The organism is Pseudomonas sp. S2_H01 (assembly GCF_054668305.1).
In genome coordinates, this window is sequence record NZ_CP162756.1 from 5,809,205 (window position 1) to 5,826,723 (window position 17,519).

Below are 17,519 nucleotides of genomic sequence, written 5' to 3' on the forward strand. Positions count from 1 at the left end.
TCAAGCCGGCATCACACTGCGCGGAATCAAGGCGCCCGGATGCTGAATCACCAGGCTCGCCAGACGGTGCCCGGCTTCCGCCGCTTCCTGCGGACTGCCGCCACGCAGACGCCGGGCCAGATACCCGGCGCTGAAGGAGTCGCCTGCTGCGGTGGTGTCGATAACGTTGTGCACCGGATGCGCGGGCACCTCGTAACGGCGGTTGTCCGCGCGCACCAGACAGCTTTGTGCCCCTCGCTTGATCACCACCTCACTGACACCCATGTCGCGGTAGGCGCTCATGATCGCCTCGCTGTCGGCGTAATCGAACAACGCCTGTTCATCCTCCTCGGTCAGCAGCGCAAGATCGACTTCGTGCATGACCGCCCGATACGCCTGGCGCGCCTGATCGACACTGCGCCACAGGCGCGGCCGGTAGTTGTTGTCGAAGACCACGCGAGCGCCGCGATCCCGGGCGTCGCCCAAGGTCGACAACAGCCGGGCACGCCCGACTTCGCCCAACACCGCCAGCGTGATGCCGCTGAAATACAGCACGTCGTACTCCGGCAAAGCCGCCAGAATCGGATCGGCCGCCGGCGTGGTGAAGCACTCACGCACAGCCGCTTCGTTACGCCAGTAGAGAAAGCGCCGCTCGCCCTGGGCATCGGTCTGGATGCAATACAGCCCAGGCAAACGTCCCGGCAACCGCTGCACGCGGCTCAGACCGATGCCCTCTTCTGCCCAGATCGCGCACATGGCATCGCTGAAGCTGTCGTCACCCAGGGCGGTGACATAATCCACCTGCGCCGCCGAACCCAGCAGCCGTGAGAGGTACACCGCAGTGTTCAGCGTGTCGCCGCCAAAACTCTGCTTGAGCGTGCCGTTGGCATGCTGCTGCAACTCGATCATGCATTCGCCGATCAGCGCCACCCGTGGGTGACTGTGACTGAGAAATTCGCTCATCGCAGGCTTCCGTCAGAAACAGGTGTCAAAGGTTTCGATGACGCTCAGGTCATCGCCGACCAGGCACCCCGTGCGCCACTTATCGAACGTCAGGCAAGGGTGCGAGGTGCCGAAAGAAATAATGTCGCCCACCTTCAGCTCGCAGCCTGGCGCGACGGTCATGAACGCATGCTGGTCCATCACGGCAGTCACTTTACAGGCGCTCACGTCATCGCCTTCAGCAGGCACGACACCGGCTTTGTAACGTTTGATCGGGTTCGGCATGCCAGCGTCGAACGCCACGTCACGCTTGCCCAATGCGATCACCGCAAACCCCGGCTCCGGCATCGACTGCACGTGAGCCCATACTTCCAGTGCCGGCTGCAGCCCTTCGCTCAGATCGTGGCGACGGTCCAGCACGCAGCATTGCGCCTCTTTGTAGATGCCATGGTCATGCACCACGTAGCTGCCGGGGCGCAGGACGCTGAGAAAACGGTCGCGAACCTGTTGTTTGTCGAACTCTTCGGCAATCAGGTCGTACCAGGCCGAACCCGACGCGGTCACGATCGGACGGTCCAGCGCAAACGCGCCTTTGTCTTGCAGGGTCACGGCCAGACGCACCAGCGACGCGGCGAACTGGCGAATCCCGCTGACGGCCTGATCGCCATGAATCACCCCTTCATAGCCTTCGATACCGGTCAGCTTCAACGCCGGTTGTGCGGCGATGGCGTCCGCGAGGGCCATGACTTGTTCTTCGCTACGGCAGCCGCAACGGCCACCCACCACGCCGTACTCGATCATGACGTTCAGGTGCAGGCCCTTCTGTGCAAAGAACTCGCCCAGCGCCTTGACGTTGTCCGGGTGGTCGACCATGCAATGGAAGTCGAACATTGAATCCGTGAGCATCTCGGCGATGATCGCCATGTTCGGCGCACCGACCAACTGGTTAGCCATTAACACGCGGCGCACGCCGTGGGCGTAAGCCGCTCGGGTCTGCACGGCGGTTGCCAGGGTCATGCCCCAGGCGCCGTGCTGCAACTGACGCTGAAACAAAGCCGGGACCATGCTGGTTTTGCCGTGCGGTGCGAGTTCCGCGCCGCTGTCGCTGACGAATTTCTGCATCCAGCGCAGGTTGTGTTCCAGCGCCGTGTCGTGGATGACCAGCGCGGGCAGGCTCACATCCCGTACAAGCTGGTCGCCGGGGTTGGCGGCGCCTTTTTCCAGTGCAGCAATCGTCATGTCTGTTCTCCAGAGTTCTTGTTCGGTAAGGATCGCGACTCGTCGGCGACCCCGTCAGTCGTTGACGCGACGGGCCAGGCTGTTGGCGCTGTTGATCAGTACCCGTCGATAGTCGTCGTAGTGTGCGGTCGCATCGGCCCGAGGGGCGACAATGCACAGGGTTGCAATGCAGATGCCCTGATTGTCCTTCACCGGTGCAGCGAAGCAGTGGGTGAAGGTGTCGGCAATGCTGTTGAAGGAGAAAAAGCCTTCGTCGTGCGCTTTCCGAATCTCGGCGAGGAAGGTCTCCAGCGGCAGTCGCTGACCGTCCGGGAGGATGTAATCCTCGGGGTCGATCAGGTCGATGATTTCCTGATCGCTCAAGTGCCCGAGCAGCAGGCGTCCCGAAGCGGTCCATGGAATCGGCGCATCTTCACCGATGTCCGAGGAAATGCGGAAATGTCGCGCGCCCTCCTTCATCAATGCCACGGTGTATTTGCGACCGTTGAGCAGGCACATCTGCGCGGTCTCCCGGGTCTGGTCGACGATTTCACACAGGCTGACTTCAGCCTCGCGAGTGAAATCGAAATGCCGCAGATGCGCTTGCCCGAGGAAATACAGCTGACGCCCCAGGTACACGTGGCCGTCCTTGCCCACGGTTTCGAGGATGCGCCGCTCCAGCAGGGAGCTGACCAACTCATACACCGTCGACTTGGGACTGCCGATGCCGCTGGCAATTTCATTGGGCCGCAGCGGCGTGCCCTTTTCCTTGAGGAAATCAAGAATATCGAACGCCCGGTCCAGACCACGGGCCCGGCGCTTGATGGTGTCTTCGGTCATGGTGGTGCTTTCCATTGAGCGGGTCTTTCCTGAATGAGGCACGCAGTTTACAAGCACGACAGTGACTGTAGGAGCGCGCTTGCCCGCGATTGTGGTGTGCCTGCAAAAAAATCATTGCCTGACGCACCGCCATCGCGGCCAAGCGCGTTCCTACAAGGGCAACCTCTTTCAGCCTTTCTTTTTATAAGCAATACAGTCGATCTCGACCTTGCAGTCGACCATCATGTTCGCCTGTACACAGGCACGGGCCGGGGCGTGTTCGGGCGTGAAGTACTCACCGAACACCTTGTTGAAGCTCCAGAAATCCCGAGGGTCTTCCAGCCAGACACCGACACGGACCACGTCTTCGAGGCCATAACCGGCCTCAGTCAGAATCGCCACTAGGTTCTGCATCGTCTTATGGGTTTGTTCAACGATGCCGCCAACAATGATCTCGCCGTTTTCCGCCGGTACCTGGCCGGAGACATGCAACCAGCCGTCAGCCTCTACCGCGCGGGCAAATGGACGTGGCTGGCCGCCACCTGCGGTGCTGCCAGCGCCGTAACGAGTAATGCTCATGAAAAATCTCCTTTGTTTGAGCGTTTAAAAACGAATGTTCTTGAGGAATTCGCTCAAGCGCGCCGATTTGGGCTGCTCGAACAATGTCTTGGGAGGGCCCTGCTCTTCGATGCGACCCTGATTCATGAAGACGATCTGATCGGACACTTCATAGGCAAAGCGCATTTCGTGGGTGACCAACAACATGGTCATGCCCTCTTCGGCCAGGCCTTTGATCACGCTGAGCACTTCTCCCACCAGTTCCGGGTCGAGGGCCGAGGTCACTTCGTCGAACAGCATGAGGCTGGGGTTCATCGCAATGGCACGAGCGATGGCCACACGCTGTTGCTGCCCACCGGACAACTGGCCTGGGTAGTGATTACGCCGCTCTAGCAGACCGACGCGCTCCAGCCATTTTTCAGCGAGGGCGACGGCCTGATCTTTGGGGAGTTTTTTGACCTTGAGCAACCCCAGGGTCACGTTCTGCAACGCGGTGAGGTGCGGGAACAGGTTGAACTGCTGAAACGCCATGCCGGTCATGGCCCGGTGCTGCGCGATGACCTTTTCAGGGTGACGCACGCGCTTGCCGTTGACGTCGCTGTAGCCGATGTCCTGCCCTTCGAGACGGATATGCCCGCCCTGGAACTCTTCCAGCAGGTTGACGCAACGCAACAGCGTGGTCTTGCCAGAGCCACTGGACCCGATCAGGGTCACCACGTTGCCCTTGTTCATCTTCAGGTCCACACCCTTGAGGACTTCGACAGGGCCGTAGGATTTGTGCAGTCCTTCGATGCTCAGCAACGCCGGTGCAGCGGTCGCGGTTTGAGTCTGTGTCATGGCAAGGCCACCCGTTTTTCAATTTGCCGCCCAAGAAGCTCGATGGCGTAGTTGATGACGAAGAAGAGAAATCCCGCGAACAGGTAAAACTGCAGGGTCATGAAATTGCGCGCGATCACCTGTTGTGTGCTGAGCAATAACTCGGCCACGCCGATCACTGACAGCAAGGTCGACGCCTTGACGATCTCGGTGGACGAGTTGACCCACGTCGGCAGGATCTGTCGCAGCGCTTGCGGCAGCAGCACGTAACTGAGCGACTGGCTGAACGTCAGGCCGATGGCCTTGCCCGCCTCCAGTTGGCCCCGCGGAATGGCCTGCAAGGCTCCGCGCACGATTTCCGCGACGTGGGAACCGCAGAAAAGCGTCAAGCCCAGTGCGCCGGCCTGAAACGCACTGATCTGCCAGCCCAGCGCCGGGGCCATATAAAAGCAGGCGAGCACCAACACAAAAACGGGCGTGCCACGGATCAGGTCGACGTAGCAACGAAATGGCAGCCGCGCCCAGAGCTTGCCGTAGGTCAGGATCAACCCGGCAAACACACCAATGACGGTGCCAAAGATGATTGCCAGGCCAGCGCACTGCACGCTGGTCAGAAAACCGGCCCACAGTGCCTCGCGGGCGATCCACAACTCATGCAACCAGGTCGGTTGTTCGTACATGTCTGGGGCCTCCTAGCGGCGAATCGCCAAGCGCTGTTCGAGGTAGCGCAAGAGCATGGCGATGAGGTAACAGGCCGCGACATACAACGCCGTGGTCACCAGCCAGGTTTCGATGACCCGGTAGCTTTCGACATTGATCTTGCGCGCGTAATAGGTCAGCTCCGGCACGGCAATGGCGGCCGCCAGCGAGGTGTCCTTGAACAGCGAGATGAAGTTGTTCGACAGCGCTGGCAGCACATTGCGCAGCATCACCGGCACGATGATGTAGGCCCGTACCTGCCATTCGCCAAGGCCGATCGCCAGACCGGCTTCACGCTGGCCTTTGTGAATGCTCAGCAGACCGGCGCGAAACACCTCCGTCAGGTATGCCCCTGCGTACAGCGAAAGGGTGACGATGAACGAAGGGATCTTGTCCATGCGGATTCCCAGGCTGGGCAAGGCGAAGTAGATCAGCAGGATCAACACCAGAATCGGCGTATTGCGAACCACCGTGACATACACCGACGACACCACGCGCAACGCCCGGTAGCGAGACAGCATCGCAAACGCCGCCATCAGGCCAATCACGCAGCCGATGGCGATCGAGATCAGGGCCAGCTCAAGGCCCAGACCCAGCCCCGCCAGCAGACTGGGGAAATCCCGCCAGACGGCTGCAAAGTTCAACTGATAATTCATGGTCAGCAGTACCTGGGACGGAAAGACATCACGGCCTTCCCCGCCCCGTCAGTTCGGTGATGTAGTGCGGGTTACTTGTATTCCATCGGGAAGCCAATGGCTGGAGTCGGCAGCTCGACGCCGAACCACTTCTTGAAGGACTCCGCGTAAGTCGGGAATTCAACGCCGGTCATGGCTTCATGCAGCGCGGTGTTGACGAAATTCAGCCAGTCCTGATCGCCACGTTTCACGGCGCACGCGTAGGTCTGTGGGCTCCAGGCGAACGCTGGGGAACGGTAACGGCCAGGGTTCTGCACCATCAGGTACTTGACCGAAGACTGGTCAGTGGCGGCGGCGTCCGCACGGCCGGAGTTAATCGCCTGGTACATCAGATCGACGCTGTCGTACTGATCGACTTTGGCTTTGGGCAACGCCTGGTGAACCAACTCTTCTGCGTAAACGTTTTGCAGTACGGCGACGGTCACACCCTCACCGGCGGCCTTGAGGTCGTCGATTTCCTTGTACTTGCTGTTGGCGGGCAACAGCAGCGCCACGCCTTCGCGGTAGTACGGCAGGGTAAACGCGACTTGCTGCGCGCGGCTGGCGGTAACGGTGATGAATTGGCAGCTCATGTCGACCTTGTCAGTCAGCAAGTTCGGAATCCGCGCATCAGACGACTGCACCACAAACTCGACCTTCGTCGGGTCGTTGAACAGACCTTTGGCGACGATACGCGCGATGTCGATATCGAACCCCTGCAATTTGCCGTCAGCGCCCTGGAAGTGCCACGGAGCATTGGTGCTGCCCGTGCCCACCACCAGGTGGCCGCGTTGCAACACGCTGTCGAGCTTATTGTCAGCCGCTTGAACCGTGGTCGCTAGGGTTGCTGTGGCTGCCAGTACAAGCGCACAAGCTTTCAGAAAAGAAGGTCCGCGATGCATGTGATGAACTCCGCTAGAAGGTGTTTATTCCGCTATACCGGAACTAGGTATGTAACAGCGGAATAGACAGCAGAAAGTGTGCCACAGAATCGAAGAAGAAAAACAGCGTTCAAAACGTTTGCAATATCAATGAGCTAGCCATGAAAGGCCGAGCCTCGGAAACACGTCAGACAAAAATGGGCGCTACCGTTTCCCACAGCGCTGTGTACCGAGGCCCCAGTGTTGTGCGTAACGCGCCAGAAACGCGCAGCGTTAAGTGCCTGGCGCCCGTCCGTCGCGCTGACAGCACATTGGCATCGCCACAGATGCCTAAACGTAAACAAAACGTCAGTCAGACGGGAGACACCTCATGAGCATGCCCAAACTGTCCCACCTGTTAACGGCAGGATTTTTAACCCTCGGTATTACGGCACTGTTTACACCCCATGGCATGGCCGCCGAAGCAGGGGGCTCAGCGTTACCGCCCGGCGTAAACCCATCCTCACCAGCCGGTGGTAATGGCGGTGATGCCCAAGGCTACGAGAAGAAGCCCGCAAACCCCGAGCCCGCAGGCACCGATAAAAAAGCAGTCGAGAAACAGTCGCCTGTCAGGCACGCCACCCCATCGAAGACCGACCGTACGCATTCGACCCAAAAGAAAGCGGCCCCGACCAAGCCGTGATTCAAAGGCTGCGCGCGCACATCGCTGCTAGGGTTAAAGGAGCGGCCGTACAGGCCGATGAAACAGGGAACGTTGGCACCGTTAATGCTTCCAAGCCATTCATGAAGCTTTTATGACAGCTGCGTGACATTTCGCACCTTGGGTGCATCTCACAAGCTGTACGGTGGAGGAACATTCAATGAAAGAACGCGCCACGGTGATTTGCCGACGAGACGACGAGATTCTGTACGTGCGCAAACCCAAGGCACGCTGGAACCTGCCGGGCGGGAAAGTCGAGGCGGGAGAGTCTCCCGCGCAAGCCGCTGTGCGGGAATTACGTGAAGAGACCGGCCTTATTCTCGAGGATTTGTCCTATGTCACCCGCTTTGAGTCGGAGACCGTGCTGCATCACGTTTTCGAAGTCTCGGTCACGCTCATCGTGACGCCCTCTCCCAAAAACGAAATCGCCGACTGCAAATGGTTCACCGCCAAGGCGTTGAGCGACGTGAAGGTCAACCCCTCCGTCAAGTCCATCATCAAGGCGTTCCTGAGCGATGCCATTGCGTGAAGCGGCTTTTCGTCGCATCCGTGCCATGAAACGGCTGCCAGCCTGATTTCGATGGGTCAGGCTGGCCCTCCCCCATATATCTGTCATCCCAGCTATGCGACAATGCGCGCCACTGTCCGGCATGAATCCCGCATACAAGCTGCCCAGCGCCCTGAACAAGGTCGACGCTGAGGTGGTTTTTTTGCCTGTCGGGTTCACTGAAGATCGTGACAGGCGCGAGCTCCCTGGCTCATCCGCTGCCCTATGCACGCCCAAGCGGCGGTCGGTCACTTCCAAGCTATTGAAAGGTAAGGTAATTGATTTCCACAGCAAATATCACGATGCAGTTCGGCGCAAAACCGCTGTTCGAGAACGTTTCGGTCAAATTCAACAACGGCAATCGCTACGGCCTCATCGGCGCCAACGGCTGTGGCAAATCCACGTTCATGAAGATTCTGGGCGGTGATCTGGAGCCTTCTGGCGGTCAGGTCATGCTTGAGCCGAACGTGCGCCTGGGTAAATTGCGTCAGGATCAGTTCGCCTACGAAGAATTCACCGTGATCGATACCGTGATCATGGGCCACGAGGAACTGTGGAAAGTCAAAGCCGAGCGTGACCGTATCTATTCGCTGCCGGAAATGAGCGAAGAAGACGGCATGGCCGTGGCCGAGCTTGAGACCGAGTTCGCAGAAATGGACGGCTACACCGCCGAATCCCGCGCGGGTGAGCTGCTGCTGGGTCTGGGTATTCCGCTGGAACAGCATTTCGGTCCGATGACCGAAGTCGCGCCGGGCTGGAAGCTGCGCGTTTTGCTCGCTCAGGCGTTGTTTTCCAATCCGGAAGTGCTGTTGCTCGACGAACCGACCAACCACTTGGACATCAACACGATTCGCTGGCTGGAAACCATTCTCACGGCGCGTAACAGCACCATGATCATCATTTCCCACGACCGTCACTTCCTCAACAGCGTGTGCACCCACATGGCTGACCTGGATTACGGCGAGCTGCGCCTGTTCCCGGGTAACTACGACGAGTACATGACGGCGGCAACCCAGTCCCGCGAGCAGCTGCTGTCGGACAATGCCAAGAAGAAAGCCCAGATTGCCGAGCTGCAAACGTTCGTCAGCCGCTTCTCGGCCAACGCGTCGAAAGCCAAGCAGGCCACCTCTCGCGCCAAGCAGATCGACAAGATCCAGCTGGCCGAGGTCAAGCCTTCGAGCCGCGTCAGCCCGTTCATCCGCTTCGAGCAGACCAAAAAGCTGCACCGTCAGGCGGTGACCATCGAGCACATGTCCAAAGGCTTCGACGGCAAGACCCTGTTCAAGAACTTCAGCTTCACGGTCGAAGCTGGCGAGCGCGTGGCGATCATCGGCCCGAACGGCATCGGCAAGACCACCCTGCTGCGCACGCTGATGGGCGAACTGACGCCGGACGCCGGTTCGGTGAAGTGGACTGAAAGCGCTGAACTGGGCTACTACGCTCAGGATCACGCCCACGATTTCGAAGACGACGTCAGCCTCTTCGACTGGATGGGCCAGTGGACGCAAGGCGAGCAGATCATTCGCGGTACTTTGGGCCGTATGCTCTTCTCCAACGACGAGATCCTCAAGTCGGTGAAGGTCATCTCCGGTGGTGAGCAAGGCCGCATGCTGTTCGGCAAGCTGATCCTGCAGAAACCGAACGTTCTGGTCATGGACGAACCGACCAACCACCTGGACATGGAATCCATCGAGGCGCTGAACCTGGCGCTGGAAAACTACCCGGGCACGCTGATCTTCGTCAGCCATGACCGCGAGTTCGTGTCGTCGCTGGCCACGCGCATCATTGAGCTGAGCCCTAACGGCGTGACCGACTTCAGCGGCACCTATGACGACTACCTGCGCAGCCAGGGCGTGGTGTTCTAAGCCGCTACGCGTTTTACCGAAAGCCCCGTCCACGCGACGGGGCTTTTTTATGAGCGATGGTTTTGCGGGTCGGTGAACGCCCAGGGATCCTCCAGTCAGGCGGGTTTACATCGTTAGCCTGCTTTCATTTCTGTTGATCCCGCGCGATGATGACGCACTCCCACCGCTCCAGCGAAGAGTCCCATGTCTGCCGCCCTGCCGCCAAACACGCCTGCTCCAAACGCCAGCTCACTGACGATCACGCTGCAAATCGTTTCCATCGTTTTTTACACGTTCGTTGCCTTCCTGTGCATCGGTTTGCCCATCGCGGTCATGCCCGGCTATGTGCACAATCAGCTTGGATTCAGTGCGGTGGTGGCGGGTCTGGTGATCGGATCGCAATACCTGGCGACCCTGCTCAGCCGCCCGGTGGCTGGCAGGATCTGCGACACCATCGGCACCAAGCGGGCGATCGTGTACGGCCTCTCCGGCATCGCACTGAGCGGTGTGCTGACGGTGGTGGCAATCTTGCTGGAGTCCTATGCGCAGGCCAGCCTGATCATTCTGGTGATCGCCCGGCTCATCCTCGGCGGGTCTCAAGGGTTGATCGGGGTCGGCACGATCAGTTGGTGCATTGGGCAGGTCGGGTCCGAGCACACGGCGCGCTCCATTTCCTGGAACGGCATCGCCTCCTACGGCGCGATTGCGATCGGTGCGCCCTTGGGCGTGGTGATGGTCGATGCGCTGGGCTTTGTCAGCCTGGGCCTGGTGCTCACCGCGCTGGCCGCTGGCGCGCTGCTGTTGATCCGCAACAAGCCGCCGGTGCCCGTGGTTCGAGGTGAGCGCATGGCCTTCTGGTCGGTGTTCGGCCGCGTGGCACCGTACGGATTGAGCCTGACCCTGTCGTCGATCGGTTACGGCACCCTGACGACCTTCATCACGCTCTATTACCTTAACCGAGGCTGGGAAGGCGCTGCCTGGTGCCTGACAGTGTTTGGCATCTGCTTCATCGTTGCCCGACTTTTTTTCATCAACGCGATCACCCGTTTTGGTGGTTTCCGTTCGGCGATTGCTTGCATGTCGGTGGAAACCATCGGGCTGGTGTTGCTGTGGCTTTCACCGAGCACCACCGTAGCCCTGATCGGCGCGGGACTCACCGGCTTCGGCCTGTCGCTGGTGTACCCGGCCATCGGTGTCGAGGCCATCAGACAGGTGCCCAACAGCAGCCGCGGTGCCGGGTTGGGTGCGTACGCGGTGTTCTTCGACCTGGCGCTGGCGATTGCCGGGCCCTTGATGGGCGCGATCGCGCTAGGCATGGGTTACGGCTGGATCTTCTTCTTCGCCGCCCTGCTGTCGCTCCTTGCGCTGGCCTTGACGTTGCTGCTGTCTCGCCGCCCCACCGTAGACACGCGGGTGTGATCAAAAATACTGATCTGGACCTCAGCCGAATAAAGCTGAACTGCCGAGTGGCTGCCGGGTCGGAATTAGCACATCCCCCGCGACAGGAGCGTGCGCGTGAACCCCGACCCTGCAGGCACCCGTGTTCCCCCTACGGACATGGCTGGCGTGCGTGATGTCCACCGACTTCGCGTGCTGACGGTCAACACCCACAAGGGCTTCACCGCGCTGAACCGACGCTTCATCCTTCCGGAACTGCGTGAAGCGGTGCGCAGTACAGGCGCCGACCTGGTGTTTCTGCAAGAGGTGCTTGGCGGCCACGACCGGCATGCCGAGCGGTTCTCGGATTGGCCCGAGACCTCCCATTACGAGTTTCTGGCCGACAGCATGTGGAGCGACTTCGCTTACGGCCGCAATGCGGTGTACCCCGAAGGACACCACGGTAACGCCCTGCTCTCCAAATACCCGATTCTGCATTACCGCAATCTGGACGTGTCGATCACGGGGCCAGAGCGGCGCGGTTTGCTGCACTGCGTGTTGCAGGTCCCGGGGCATGACGAGGTGCATGCGATCTGCGTGCACCTGAGCCTGCTCGAAAGCCATCGGCAATTGCAGCTTGACCTGCTGTGCGCGCTGCTCGATTCATTGCCGGAACACGCGCCTGTGGTTATCGCGGGTGACTTCAATGACTGGCAATTGCAGGGAAACAAACGCCTGGCCCGTTGCGAATACCTGCACGAGGCCTTTGAGCGCAGTCACGGCAAACTGGCGAAAACCTACCCTGCACGTTTTCCGTTGCTACGACTGGACCGGGTATACCTGCGCAACGCCACCAGCCACGACCCGAAAATTCTTGGCACTCGGCCCTGGACTCATTTATCCGACCATCTGCCATTGGCGGTGGAAGTGCACATGTGACGGCTCACCTGCTTATTGATTCAACCGCTCCTGCACCATTAATCGAGCCTGCCGCGTCATTTGATCGAGGTGACGGTCCCGCTGCTTTTCAGCATCGGTCATGGCCCGCTTGCCATGCTGTTTGAGTAAATACGCGTGGATTTGCCGTACCTCCACCGAGTTGTAGATCGGTGCGACGTCCAGCACTGCAAGCAAGCCCTCAGTCTGATGGTCACGGGTATTCATCACGACCTGCGGCCCCCGCGCCGTCAAAACCCGAAACCCCATGGCCTCGAAATACGGCACCTTGCCGGCGAAGCACGCCAACTCCGCATGAGGATACCGCTCGATCATCTGGCGCAGCATCGCTCGGGCGATCCCGCGTCGACGCTGGCTGGCGTGCACCGCCATATACGCCACCGCGCAGGCTTCCGGATCGTCCTGCACCGGCAGGTACAACAAGAAGCCGATGACCACAGAAGGGTCTTCGTCATCCAGAGCGACGATCAGCTCGACCGGGAAACCCCGAGAGCCATTCATGGCTTGCAGGTACTGATGAACCTCGTGCCCGACCCCGTACTGATACAGCTGATACAGCGGGTTGCTCGCGACAATGCCGACCATGCTGATGTCGGTCACGTAATCGACCACCATCTGCATGATCTGACTCTGGATCGATTCGGGCGGCGTGTTTTCAAGGCGGGTGATGGTGTACATGAGAATCCTGACTCTGGGCGAAGGCTCCACGACGACGATCACGTGGAGGGGCTAACCCGCGCATCATAACCGCTTCTGAGGCGATGTCGGCGCCGGGTTTGTCCGGAGTGCCATACAACCACAGCGCCCCGCCTGATCAGAACGACAAACGCTCAGGCGCCACGTCCAGGATCTTCGCCAGCCGCACCACCGTCACGCCCACGCCCAGATGACGCAGCGAGGGTTGCACCAGAACACAATGGTCATGGGGCGTGACGATGTCGGTGTCGCCGTCACGGGCGATCACCGTCCCTTTTTGTTCGATCAACTCCAGGCCTCGGAAATCGTCGACAAAGCTGAAATCCATGCTGTCGGCCACCACCGGGTCGGTCACTTCAAGAAACCGCTGCGGCTGCGGCGTTTGCGTGTTGATGAACTCGACAACGTCCTCCGGCGACACCGTGCCGGTGGTCACCAGAAAGCGCGCGGCCGTGTCCAGTGCCACCTGACGACTGCGCCTGGAGAAATGCTGACCGGTCTCGATCAACAGCGCGTTCCTGGCGCTCGACGGATCGTTGAAGCCCTCATAGTCGCGCAGCCGACGCCCATTCGGATGCCCTGCATCGACGACCACCGTCTGCGGCACGCCCAGCGTTGCCGCGAAATCAATGCCCTTGCGTTGCGCGCCACACATCATCACCGGCGGCGCTTCTTCGTGCATCGAGTGGATGTCCAGCAACAGGTCCACGGTGTCCACCACCGGGCGCAACTGGCGTGCCCGACGTAACTCGATGGAGTCCAGTTCACCGTCAAGCTTGCCGGGCAACCAGACGCGGTTCATGTCTTCGTCCAGATAACGGGTGGCGTCGATGTTCTGAGGATCGAAGCGGTGATAGGCCTCGACGTTGCCGAATGCCAGGGTCAACCGCCCTCGTCGCGGGCGCAGTTCGCGCGCAAGAAAGGCATCGACCGTGATTGCACCGCTGACTTCGTTGCCATGGGTCAGGGCCATGATCATCACATGAGGCCCGGCAACGCCGCTGTCGAAGCTGTGAACATAATCGACGCCGTCGGTGCCCTCCTTCCAGCGACGGATATCCGGGAATTCAACTTCGATCGGATACGGTTTCAGCGATGCACGGACTTGCTCAAGGGTCTTCATTTGGGCCTCCAACGGACAATGGCATACGCGAGCCGTGGCCCCTCTATGGGCTGCGGCAGCACTCAATTCATGAATGGAAATGGATGGGTGACAGGCTCAGGCCGGCGTGCTGTGACGCATGCGCCGCCCCAGTAGAATCACGGCGATGACACTCACCAGCGACGTCGCAACCACGTAGAAACTCGGCGCCAGCTTGCTGCCCGTGGCCTCGATCATCCACGTCACGATCAGCGGGGCGAAGCCGCCGAACAGGGTGACCGAAAAGTTGTAGCTCAGCGCCAGGCCGGTGCCGCGGATGCTGGTCGGGAAGATATCGGCGAGCATCGCCGGAATCGGGCCCAGGCACGCCGCGATCAGCACGCCCACCATGGCCTGGACCATCAGCAGCGTCGACACGCTGGGAAAATGGTTGAGCCAGACGAACATCGGATACGACGACAGACCGGTGATCAGCAGCGCAATCGTCAGCACCCTGAAACGCCCGTAACGGTCGGACAGACTGCCAAACACCGGCGCCATGATCATCAGCGTGATCCCGGTCACCAGCGCACCGAGGTAAGAAGATGTCGCAGCGATCTGCAACTGTTTAAGCGCATAGGTCGGCATGTAGAGCTTGTGCACGTAGTTGAACGCCGTGGCGCCCGCCACCACGCCGATCGCCAGCAACAGGCTGACATGGCCTTTGATCAGCACGTCGCGCAGCGGCGTTTTCGGCTCGGCGTTGGCCACGACTTTCTGAAAGTCCGGGGTCTCATCGATCTGACTGCGAATGTAAAACCCGACGGGCCCGATCAACAGACCGACACCAAACGCTACGCGCCAGCCCCAGTCATTGAGTTGCACGTCGCTCAGCGCGTAGCTGAGCAAGGCGCTGACGCCGGCCGCCAGCACCGTGGCCAGCCCTTGCGTCGACAATTGCCAACTGGCGAAGAAACCGCGACGGCTGGCGTCGGCATGCTCGACCATGAACGCCGTCGCCGCGCCGAATTCACCGCCGGTGGAAAAGCCCTGAAGCATCCGCGCGACGATGATCAACAGCGGCGCCGCCATTCCAATCTGTTGGTAGGAAGGCGTGAACGTAATCAACGCTGTGCCGATCAGCATGATCAGGATCGAGAGGGTGAGCGACGCTTTGCGCCCCGCCCGGTCGGCGTACGAACCGAGGACGATTGCACCCAGTGGACGCATCAGAAACGATATCCCGAACGAGCCTACGGCCAACAGCAACGAGGTCGTCTCGTTGTCCGAGGGGAAAAACAGCTTGCCGATGACCACCGCAAAGTAGCCGTAGATCAGCAGGTCATAGAATTCCAGCGCGTTGCCGAAGCTGGCGGCGACAATCTCTTTCCACGGCCCTCGCCGGGTCGTTGCCTGTGCCGAGTGCACGGTGGATGCGTGAGTGGTCATGGGAGTGGCTTCCGGGTCTGTTTCACAGTTAGCGATCCTGTCCGCACGGGCATTGGGCGCCTGGCGGACGCGACGGCAGTCATTGTTATGGGTGAAAACAACCGGACAGTGATCGACGATCTGCGCCTTCGTGACTGTCCGGCCCGGAGCCAAAGTGAATCAGGGTCAGCGGTTCGACAATTGCTGTTTGGGCACAGCCTTGAGCCTGTTCGGCACGACGCCGTTGCCACGGGGATTTCAGACGCGAGCGCGGGAGGTGTTTTTTTCAAGACGCACAATAACAGGGCAGGTATTTGCGCCTCTCAGCAAGACCCGATCAACCCAACCCGTCCCAGATCCGCATCACACGGTCACTGCGATTCGAGCGCAGACGGTGCAGTGAGATATCAAAGCCGATGTGCATCTCAGGGCCGCCAGCGATGACCAACTGTCCCGAGGCCAGCGCTTCCTGCACCACCATTCTGGGCAGCCAGGCCAGACCGTTGCCGCGTCTGGCCATTTCCAGAATCGCCTCGTAGGAATCAGCCTGATAGATCATTCGCAGGGCCAGACGTTGCGGCAGCCTGGCCAGGTGCTGCGCCAGCACGCCGCGCAACGACAGCGTCGGCGAGAACCCCAGCCAGGGAATGCTCGATGCATCGCTGTCGGGGTGGATCGAGAACATGGGCAGGCCTTGACCATCGGGCGCACTGACCGGCAACAAGACCTCTTGCGCCAGGACTCGCGAGTCAAAGCGCTCGCTGTCGATCAGGATACGGGTCAGTGGGCTGGAGAAGATCAGTTGCAAATCCACCTCGCCCGCTGACAACTTGACGATCGCTTCCTGTGCGCCGCCCGTGACCAGCGACACCGCAAAGGCGCCGAACTGTTCGTGCAGCGACTGATACCAGTCCGGGAAGAATTCACTGGCCAAGGTGCGGCCGGTCGCGATCCGCAGCGGCTCATCGCGGTTAAGGCCGATGTTCTGAAACTGCGCGCGGGCCGCCAGCAGCAACTCCATCGACTGCGTCGCTGCATCCAGAAACAACAACCCCGCCGGGGTCAGCGACAACGGTTGTTTGCGTTCGATCAGCGGCGCACCGACCCAGTCTTCCAGCGCGCGAATCCGCCGCCCGAACGCCGGGTGTGTCACGCAACGGTTCTCCGCCGCCCGCGACAGACTGCGCGTACGTGCCAGTTCGATGAAGTCTTCCAGCCATTCCAGTTGCATCGTAAGTCCTGCTTGACGTTGCCGGGGACACGCCGAAAAACGTGCCTCGAAAGGAGCGATTAAGCCCCGCAAAGGGTATGCCGCTATGAGCACATCTCATGGAAAAGAACACATTAATGCGTCGATGAGGGCTTCAAACCGCCCCCTTCGACAGCCGCAAGGCATCGACCACCAGGGTGAGCGCACGGGACGACTGACGACGGCTCGGGTAATAGAGGTGAAACCCGGGGAACGTCGGAAACCAGTCCTCCAGCACCCACTGCAACCGGCCGGACGCCACGTAGGGTCTGGCGAGGTCTTCGGGAATGTACGCCAGACCGAACCCGGCCAGGACCGCCTCAAGCATCTGGTACGCGCCGTTGAACGTCAGTTGGCCCTCGACGCGGACCTGAACCTCGGTGTCGCCGTTGCTCAGTTCCCAGGCGTAACATCCGCCATGGGTCGGTAAACGCAGGTTGATGCAGTTGTGTTGCGTCAGCGCCTGCGGTGTTTCAGGCGCCGGGTGGTCCTTGAGGTAGCCGGGAGCACCGACGATCGCCATCCGCATGTCCGGCGCAATGCGCACGGCAATCATGTCTTTGGCGACCTGATCCCCCAGGCGCACACCGATGTCGTAACGCTCGGCGACGATGTCGGTCAGCCCATAGTCGGTCATGATTTCGACCTTGATGTCCGGGTATTGAGGCAGAAAGGTCAGCAGACGCGGCCAGAGCACCGAGTTCGCAGCATAGTCCGTCGCGGTGATGCGAATCGTGCCGCGCGGCTGGTCACGAAACGCCAGAACTTCCGCGAGATCGGCATCAATTTCTTCGAAGCGCGGCGCCAGGCTGTTGAACAGCCGTTCTCCCGCTTCTGTGGGCGCAACACTGCGGGTGGTGCGGGTCAGCAAGCGCACGCCGAGCCGAGTCTCCAGCGCGCGAATGGTATGGCTCAGCGCCGACTGGGACACCCCAAGCTGAGCCGCCGCGCGGGTAAAACTGCGCTCTCGGGCCACGGCCAGAAACGCAAGAAGGTCGTTGTAACTGTCACGGGCCATTGATGATCCTCATGGTTCCAATTCAAAGAGCGTGTG

At 60.3% G+C, this 17,519-nt stretch carries 18 protein-coding genes; 5 read left to right on the forward strand and 13 right to left on the reverse strand.

Going from position 1 to position 17,519, the window contains the following annotated elements:
• The 8 genes from kdgK to AB4N84_RS25955 form a co-directional block, all read right to left on the reverse strand.
• Positions 1-942, reverse strand: a complete 942-nt coding sequence (kdgK, locus tag AB4N84_RS25920) for a 2-dehydro-3-deoxygluconokinase (RefSeq protein WP_074750495.1) — start codon at positions 940-942, stop codon at positions 1-3.
• Positions 943-954: 12 nt separating this feature from the next.
• Complete coding sequence (locus tag AB4N84_RS25925; protein WP_460043854.1) at positions 955-2,160, reverse strand: amino acid deaminase; 1,206 nt, start codon at positions 2,158-2,160, stop codon at positions 955-957.
• Between the two features lie 54 nt (positions 2,161-2,214).
• The gene (locus AB4N84_RS25930; RefSeq protein WP_074751350.1) at positions 2,215-2,979 is read right to left on the reverse strand and encodes an IclR family transcriptional regulator; all 765 of its coding nucleotides are present in this window, start codon (positions 2,977-2,979) and stop codon (positions 2,215-2,217) included.
• A 168-nt stretch (positions 2,980-3,147) separates the two neighbouring features.
• Positions 3,148-3,537 (reverse strand): RidA family protein, encoded by a 390-nt coding sequence (locus tag AB4N84_RS25935; protein WP_074750491.1) that lies wholly within the window; start codon positions 3,535-3,537, stop codon positions 3,148-3,150.
• Between the two features lie 24 nt (positions 3,538-3,561).
• Entirely contained in the window at positions 3,562-4,353 is a 792-nt protein-coding gene (locus AB4N84_RS25940) for an amino acid ABC transporter ATP-binding protein (protein ID WP_074750489.1), read from the reverse strand.
• A complete protein-coding gene (locus tag AB4N84_RS25945; protein WP_074750487.1) occupies positions 4,350-5,012 on the reverse strand; it encodes an amino acid ABC transporter permease in 663 nt (220 codons plus the stop codon). Before AB4N84_RS25945 ends, AB4N84_RS25940 begins: the two co-directional genes overlap by 4 nt.
• A gap of 12 nt (positions 5,013-5,024) precedes the next feature.
• On the reverse strand, positions 5,025-5,687 hold the full coding sequence (locus AB4N84_RS25950) for an amino acid ABC transporter permease (protein WP_074750485.1): 663 nt from the start codon (positions 5,685-5,687) through the stop codon (positions 5,025-5,027).
• 71 nt (positions 5,688-5,758) lie between these two features.
• Positions 5,759-6,607 carry a transporter substrate-binding domain-containing protein gene (locus tag AB4N84_RS25955; protein ID WP_460043856.1) on the reverse strand — a complete coding sequence of 283 codons (849 nt, stop codon included), beginning with the start codon at positions 6,605-6,607 and terminating at the stop codon, positions 5,759-5,761.
• Between the two features lie 349 nt (positions 6,608-6,956).
• Between AB4N84_RS25955 and AB4N84_RS25960 the strand changes: the two genes are divergently transcribed.
• The 5 genes from AB4N84_RS25960 (at position 6,957) to AB4N84_RS25980 (ending at position 11,993) form a co-directional block, all read left to right on the forward strand.
• Positions 6,957-7,268, forward strand: a complete 312-nt coding sequence (locus AB4N84_RS25960; protein ID WP_074750481.1) for a hypothetical protein — start codon at positions 6,957-6,959, stop codon at positions 7,266-7,268.
• Positions 7,269-7,446: 178 nt separating this feature from the next.
• Complete coding sequence (locus tag AB4N84_RS25965) at positions 7,447-7,815, forward strand: NUDIX hydrolase (protein WP_460043857.1); 369 nt, start codon at positions 7,447-7,449, stop codon at positions 7,813-7,815.
• Positions 7,816-8,111: 296 nt separating this feature from the next.
• On the forward strand, positions 8,112-9,698 hold the full coding sequence (locus tag AB4N84_RS25970) for an ABC-F family ATPase (protein ID WP_074750477.1): 1,587 nt from the start codon (positions 8,112-8,114) through the stop codon (positions 9,696-9,698).
• Positions 9,699-9,881: 183 nt separating this feature from the next.
• Positions 9,882-11,096: an MFS transporter gene (locus tag AB4N84_RS25975; RefSeq protein WP_460043860.1), complete on the forward strand. Its 1,215-nt coding sequence runs from the start codon at positions 9,882-9,884 to the stop codon at positions 11,094-11,096.
• A gap of 138 nt (positions 11,097-11,234) precedes the next feature.
• Positions 11,235-11,993: an endonuclease/exonuclease/phosphatase family protein gene (locus AB4N84_RS25980; protein WP_460047149.1), complete on the forward strand. Its 759-nt coding sequence runs from the start codon at positions 11,235-11,237 to the stop codon at positions 11,991-11,993.
• 12 nt (positions 11,994-12,005) lie between these two features.
• On the opposite strand, the gene AB4N84_RS25985 is transcribed toward AB4N84_RS25980, so the two are convergent.
• The 5 genes from AB4N84_RS25985 to AB4N84_RS26005 form a co-directional block, all read right to left on the reverse strand.
• Positions 12,006-12,689 carry a GNAT family N-acetyltransferase gene (locus AB4N84_RS25985; RefSeq protein WP_460043864.1) on the reverse strand — a complete coding sequence of 228 codons (684 nt, stop codon included), beginning with the start codon at positions 12,687-12,689 and terminating at the stop codon, positions 12,006-12,008.
• A gap of 136 nt (positions 12,690-12,825) precedes the next feature.
• Positions 12,826-13,830 (reverse strand): M14 family metallopeptidase, encoded by a 1,005-nt coding sequence (locus AB4N84_RS25990; protein ID WP_460043865.1) that lies wholly within the window; start codon positions 13,828-13,830, stop codon positions 12,826-12,828.
• Between the two features lie 96 nt (positions 13,831-13,926).
• Positions 13,927-15,237, reverse strand: coding sequence for an MFS transporter (locus tag AB4N84_RS25995; RefSeq protein WP_460043866.1), 1,311 nt, complete (start codon positions 15,235-15,237; stop codon positions 13,927-13,929).
• Between the two features lie 316 nt (positions 15,238-15,553).
• A complete protein-coding gene (locus AB4N84_RS26000; RefSeq protein WP_074750467.1) occupies positions 15,554-16,447 on the reverse strand; it encodes a LysR family transcriptional regulator in 894 nt (297 codons plus the stop codon).
• Positions 16,448-16,580: 133 nt separating this feature from the next.
• Positions 16,581-17,483, reverse strand: coding sequence for a LysR family transcriptional regulator (locus AB4N84_RS26005; protein ID WP_460043867.1), 903 nt, complete (start codon positions 17,481-17,483; stop codon positions 16,581-16,583).
• Between the last annotated feature and the right edge of the window lie 36 nt (positions 17,484-17,519).

Bases quoted from the DNA above. Each gene is read 5' to 3' on its own strand.
- kdgK (WP_074750495.1), bottom strand. From the start codon at position 942: ATGAGCGAATTTCTCAGTCACAGTCACCCACGGGTGGCGCTGATCGGC.
- AB4N84_RS25975 (WP_460043860.1), top strand. From the start codon at position 9,882: ATGTCTGCCGCCCTGCCGCCAAACACGCCTGCTCCAAACGCCAGCTCA.
- AB4N84_RS25990 (WP_460043865.1), bottom strand. From the start codon at position 13,830: ATGAAGACCCTTGAGCAAGTCCGTGCATCGCTGAAACCGTATCCGATC.
- AB4N84_RS25985 (WP_460043864.1), bottom strand. From the start codon at position 12,689: ATGTACACCATCACCCGCCTTGAAAACACGCCGCCCGAATCGATCCAG.
- AB4N84_RS25945 (WP_074750487.1), bottom strand. From the start codon at position 5,012: ATGTACGAACAACCGACCTGGTTGCATGAGTTGTGGATCGCCCGCGAG.
- AB4N84_RS25995 (WP_460043866.1), bottom strand. From the start codon at position 15,237: ATGACCACTCACGCATCCACCGTGCACTCGGCACAGGCAACGACCCGG.
- AB4N84_RS25980 (WP_460047149.1), top strand. From the start codon at position 11,235: ATGGCTGGCGTGCGTGATGTCCACCGACTTCGCGTGCTGACGGTCAAC.
- AB4N84_RS25950 (WP_074750485.1), bottom strand. From the start codon at position 5,687: ATGAATTATCAGTTGAACTTTGCAGCCGTCTGGCGGGATTTCCCCAGT.
- AB4N84_RS26005 (WP_460043867.1), bottom strand. From the start codon at position 17,483: ATGGCCCGTGACAGTTACAACGACCTTCTTGCGTTTCTGGCCGTGGCC.
- AB4N84_RS25925 (WP_460043854.1), bottom strand. From the start codon at position 2,160: ATGACGATTGCTGCACTGGAAAAAGGCGCCGCCAACCCCGGCGACCAG.
- AB4N84_RS25935 (WP_074750491.1), bottom strand. From the start codon at position 3,537: ATGAGCATTACTCGTTACGGCGCTGGCAGCACCGCAGGTGGCGGCCAG.
- AB4N84_RS25965 (WP_460043857.1), top strand. From the start codon at position 7,447: ATGAAAGAACGCGCCACGGTGATTTGCCGACGAGACGACGAGATTCTG.
- AB4N84_RS25940 (WP_074750489.1), bottom strand. From the start codon at position 4,353: ATGACACAGACTCAAACCGCGACCGCTGCACCGGCGTTGCTGAGCATC.
- AB4N84_RS25955 (WP_460043856.1), bottom strand. From the start codon at position 6,607: ATGCATCGCGGACCTTCTTTTCTGAAAGCTTGTGCGCTTGTACTGGCA.
- AB4N84_RS26000 (WP_074750467.1), bottom strand. From the start codon at position 16,447: ATGCAACTGGAATGGCTGGAAGACTTCATCGAACTGGCACGTACGCGC.
- AB4N84_RS25930 (WP_074751350.1), bottom strand. From the start codon at position 2,979: ATGACCGAAGACACCATCAAGCGCCGGGCCCGTGGTCTGGACCGGGCG.
- AB4N84_RS25960 (WP_074750481.1), top strand. From the start codon at position 6,957: ATGAGCATGCCCAAACTGTCCCACCTGTTAACGGCAGGATTTTTAACC.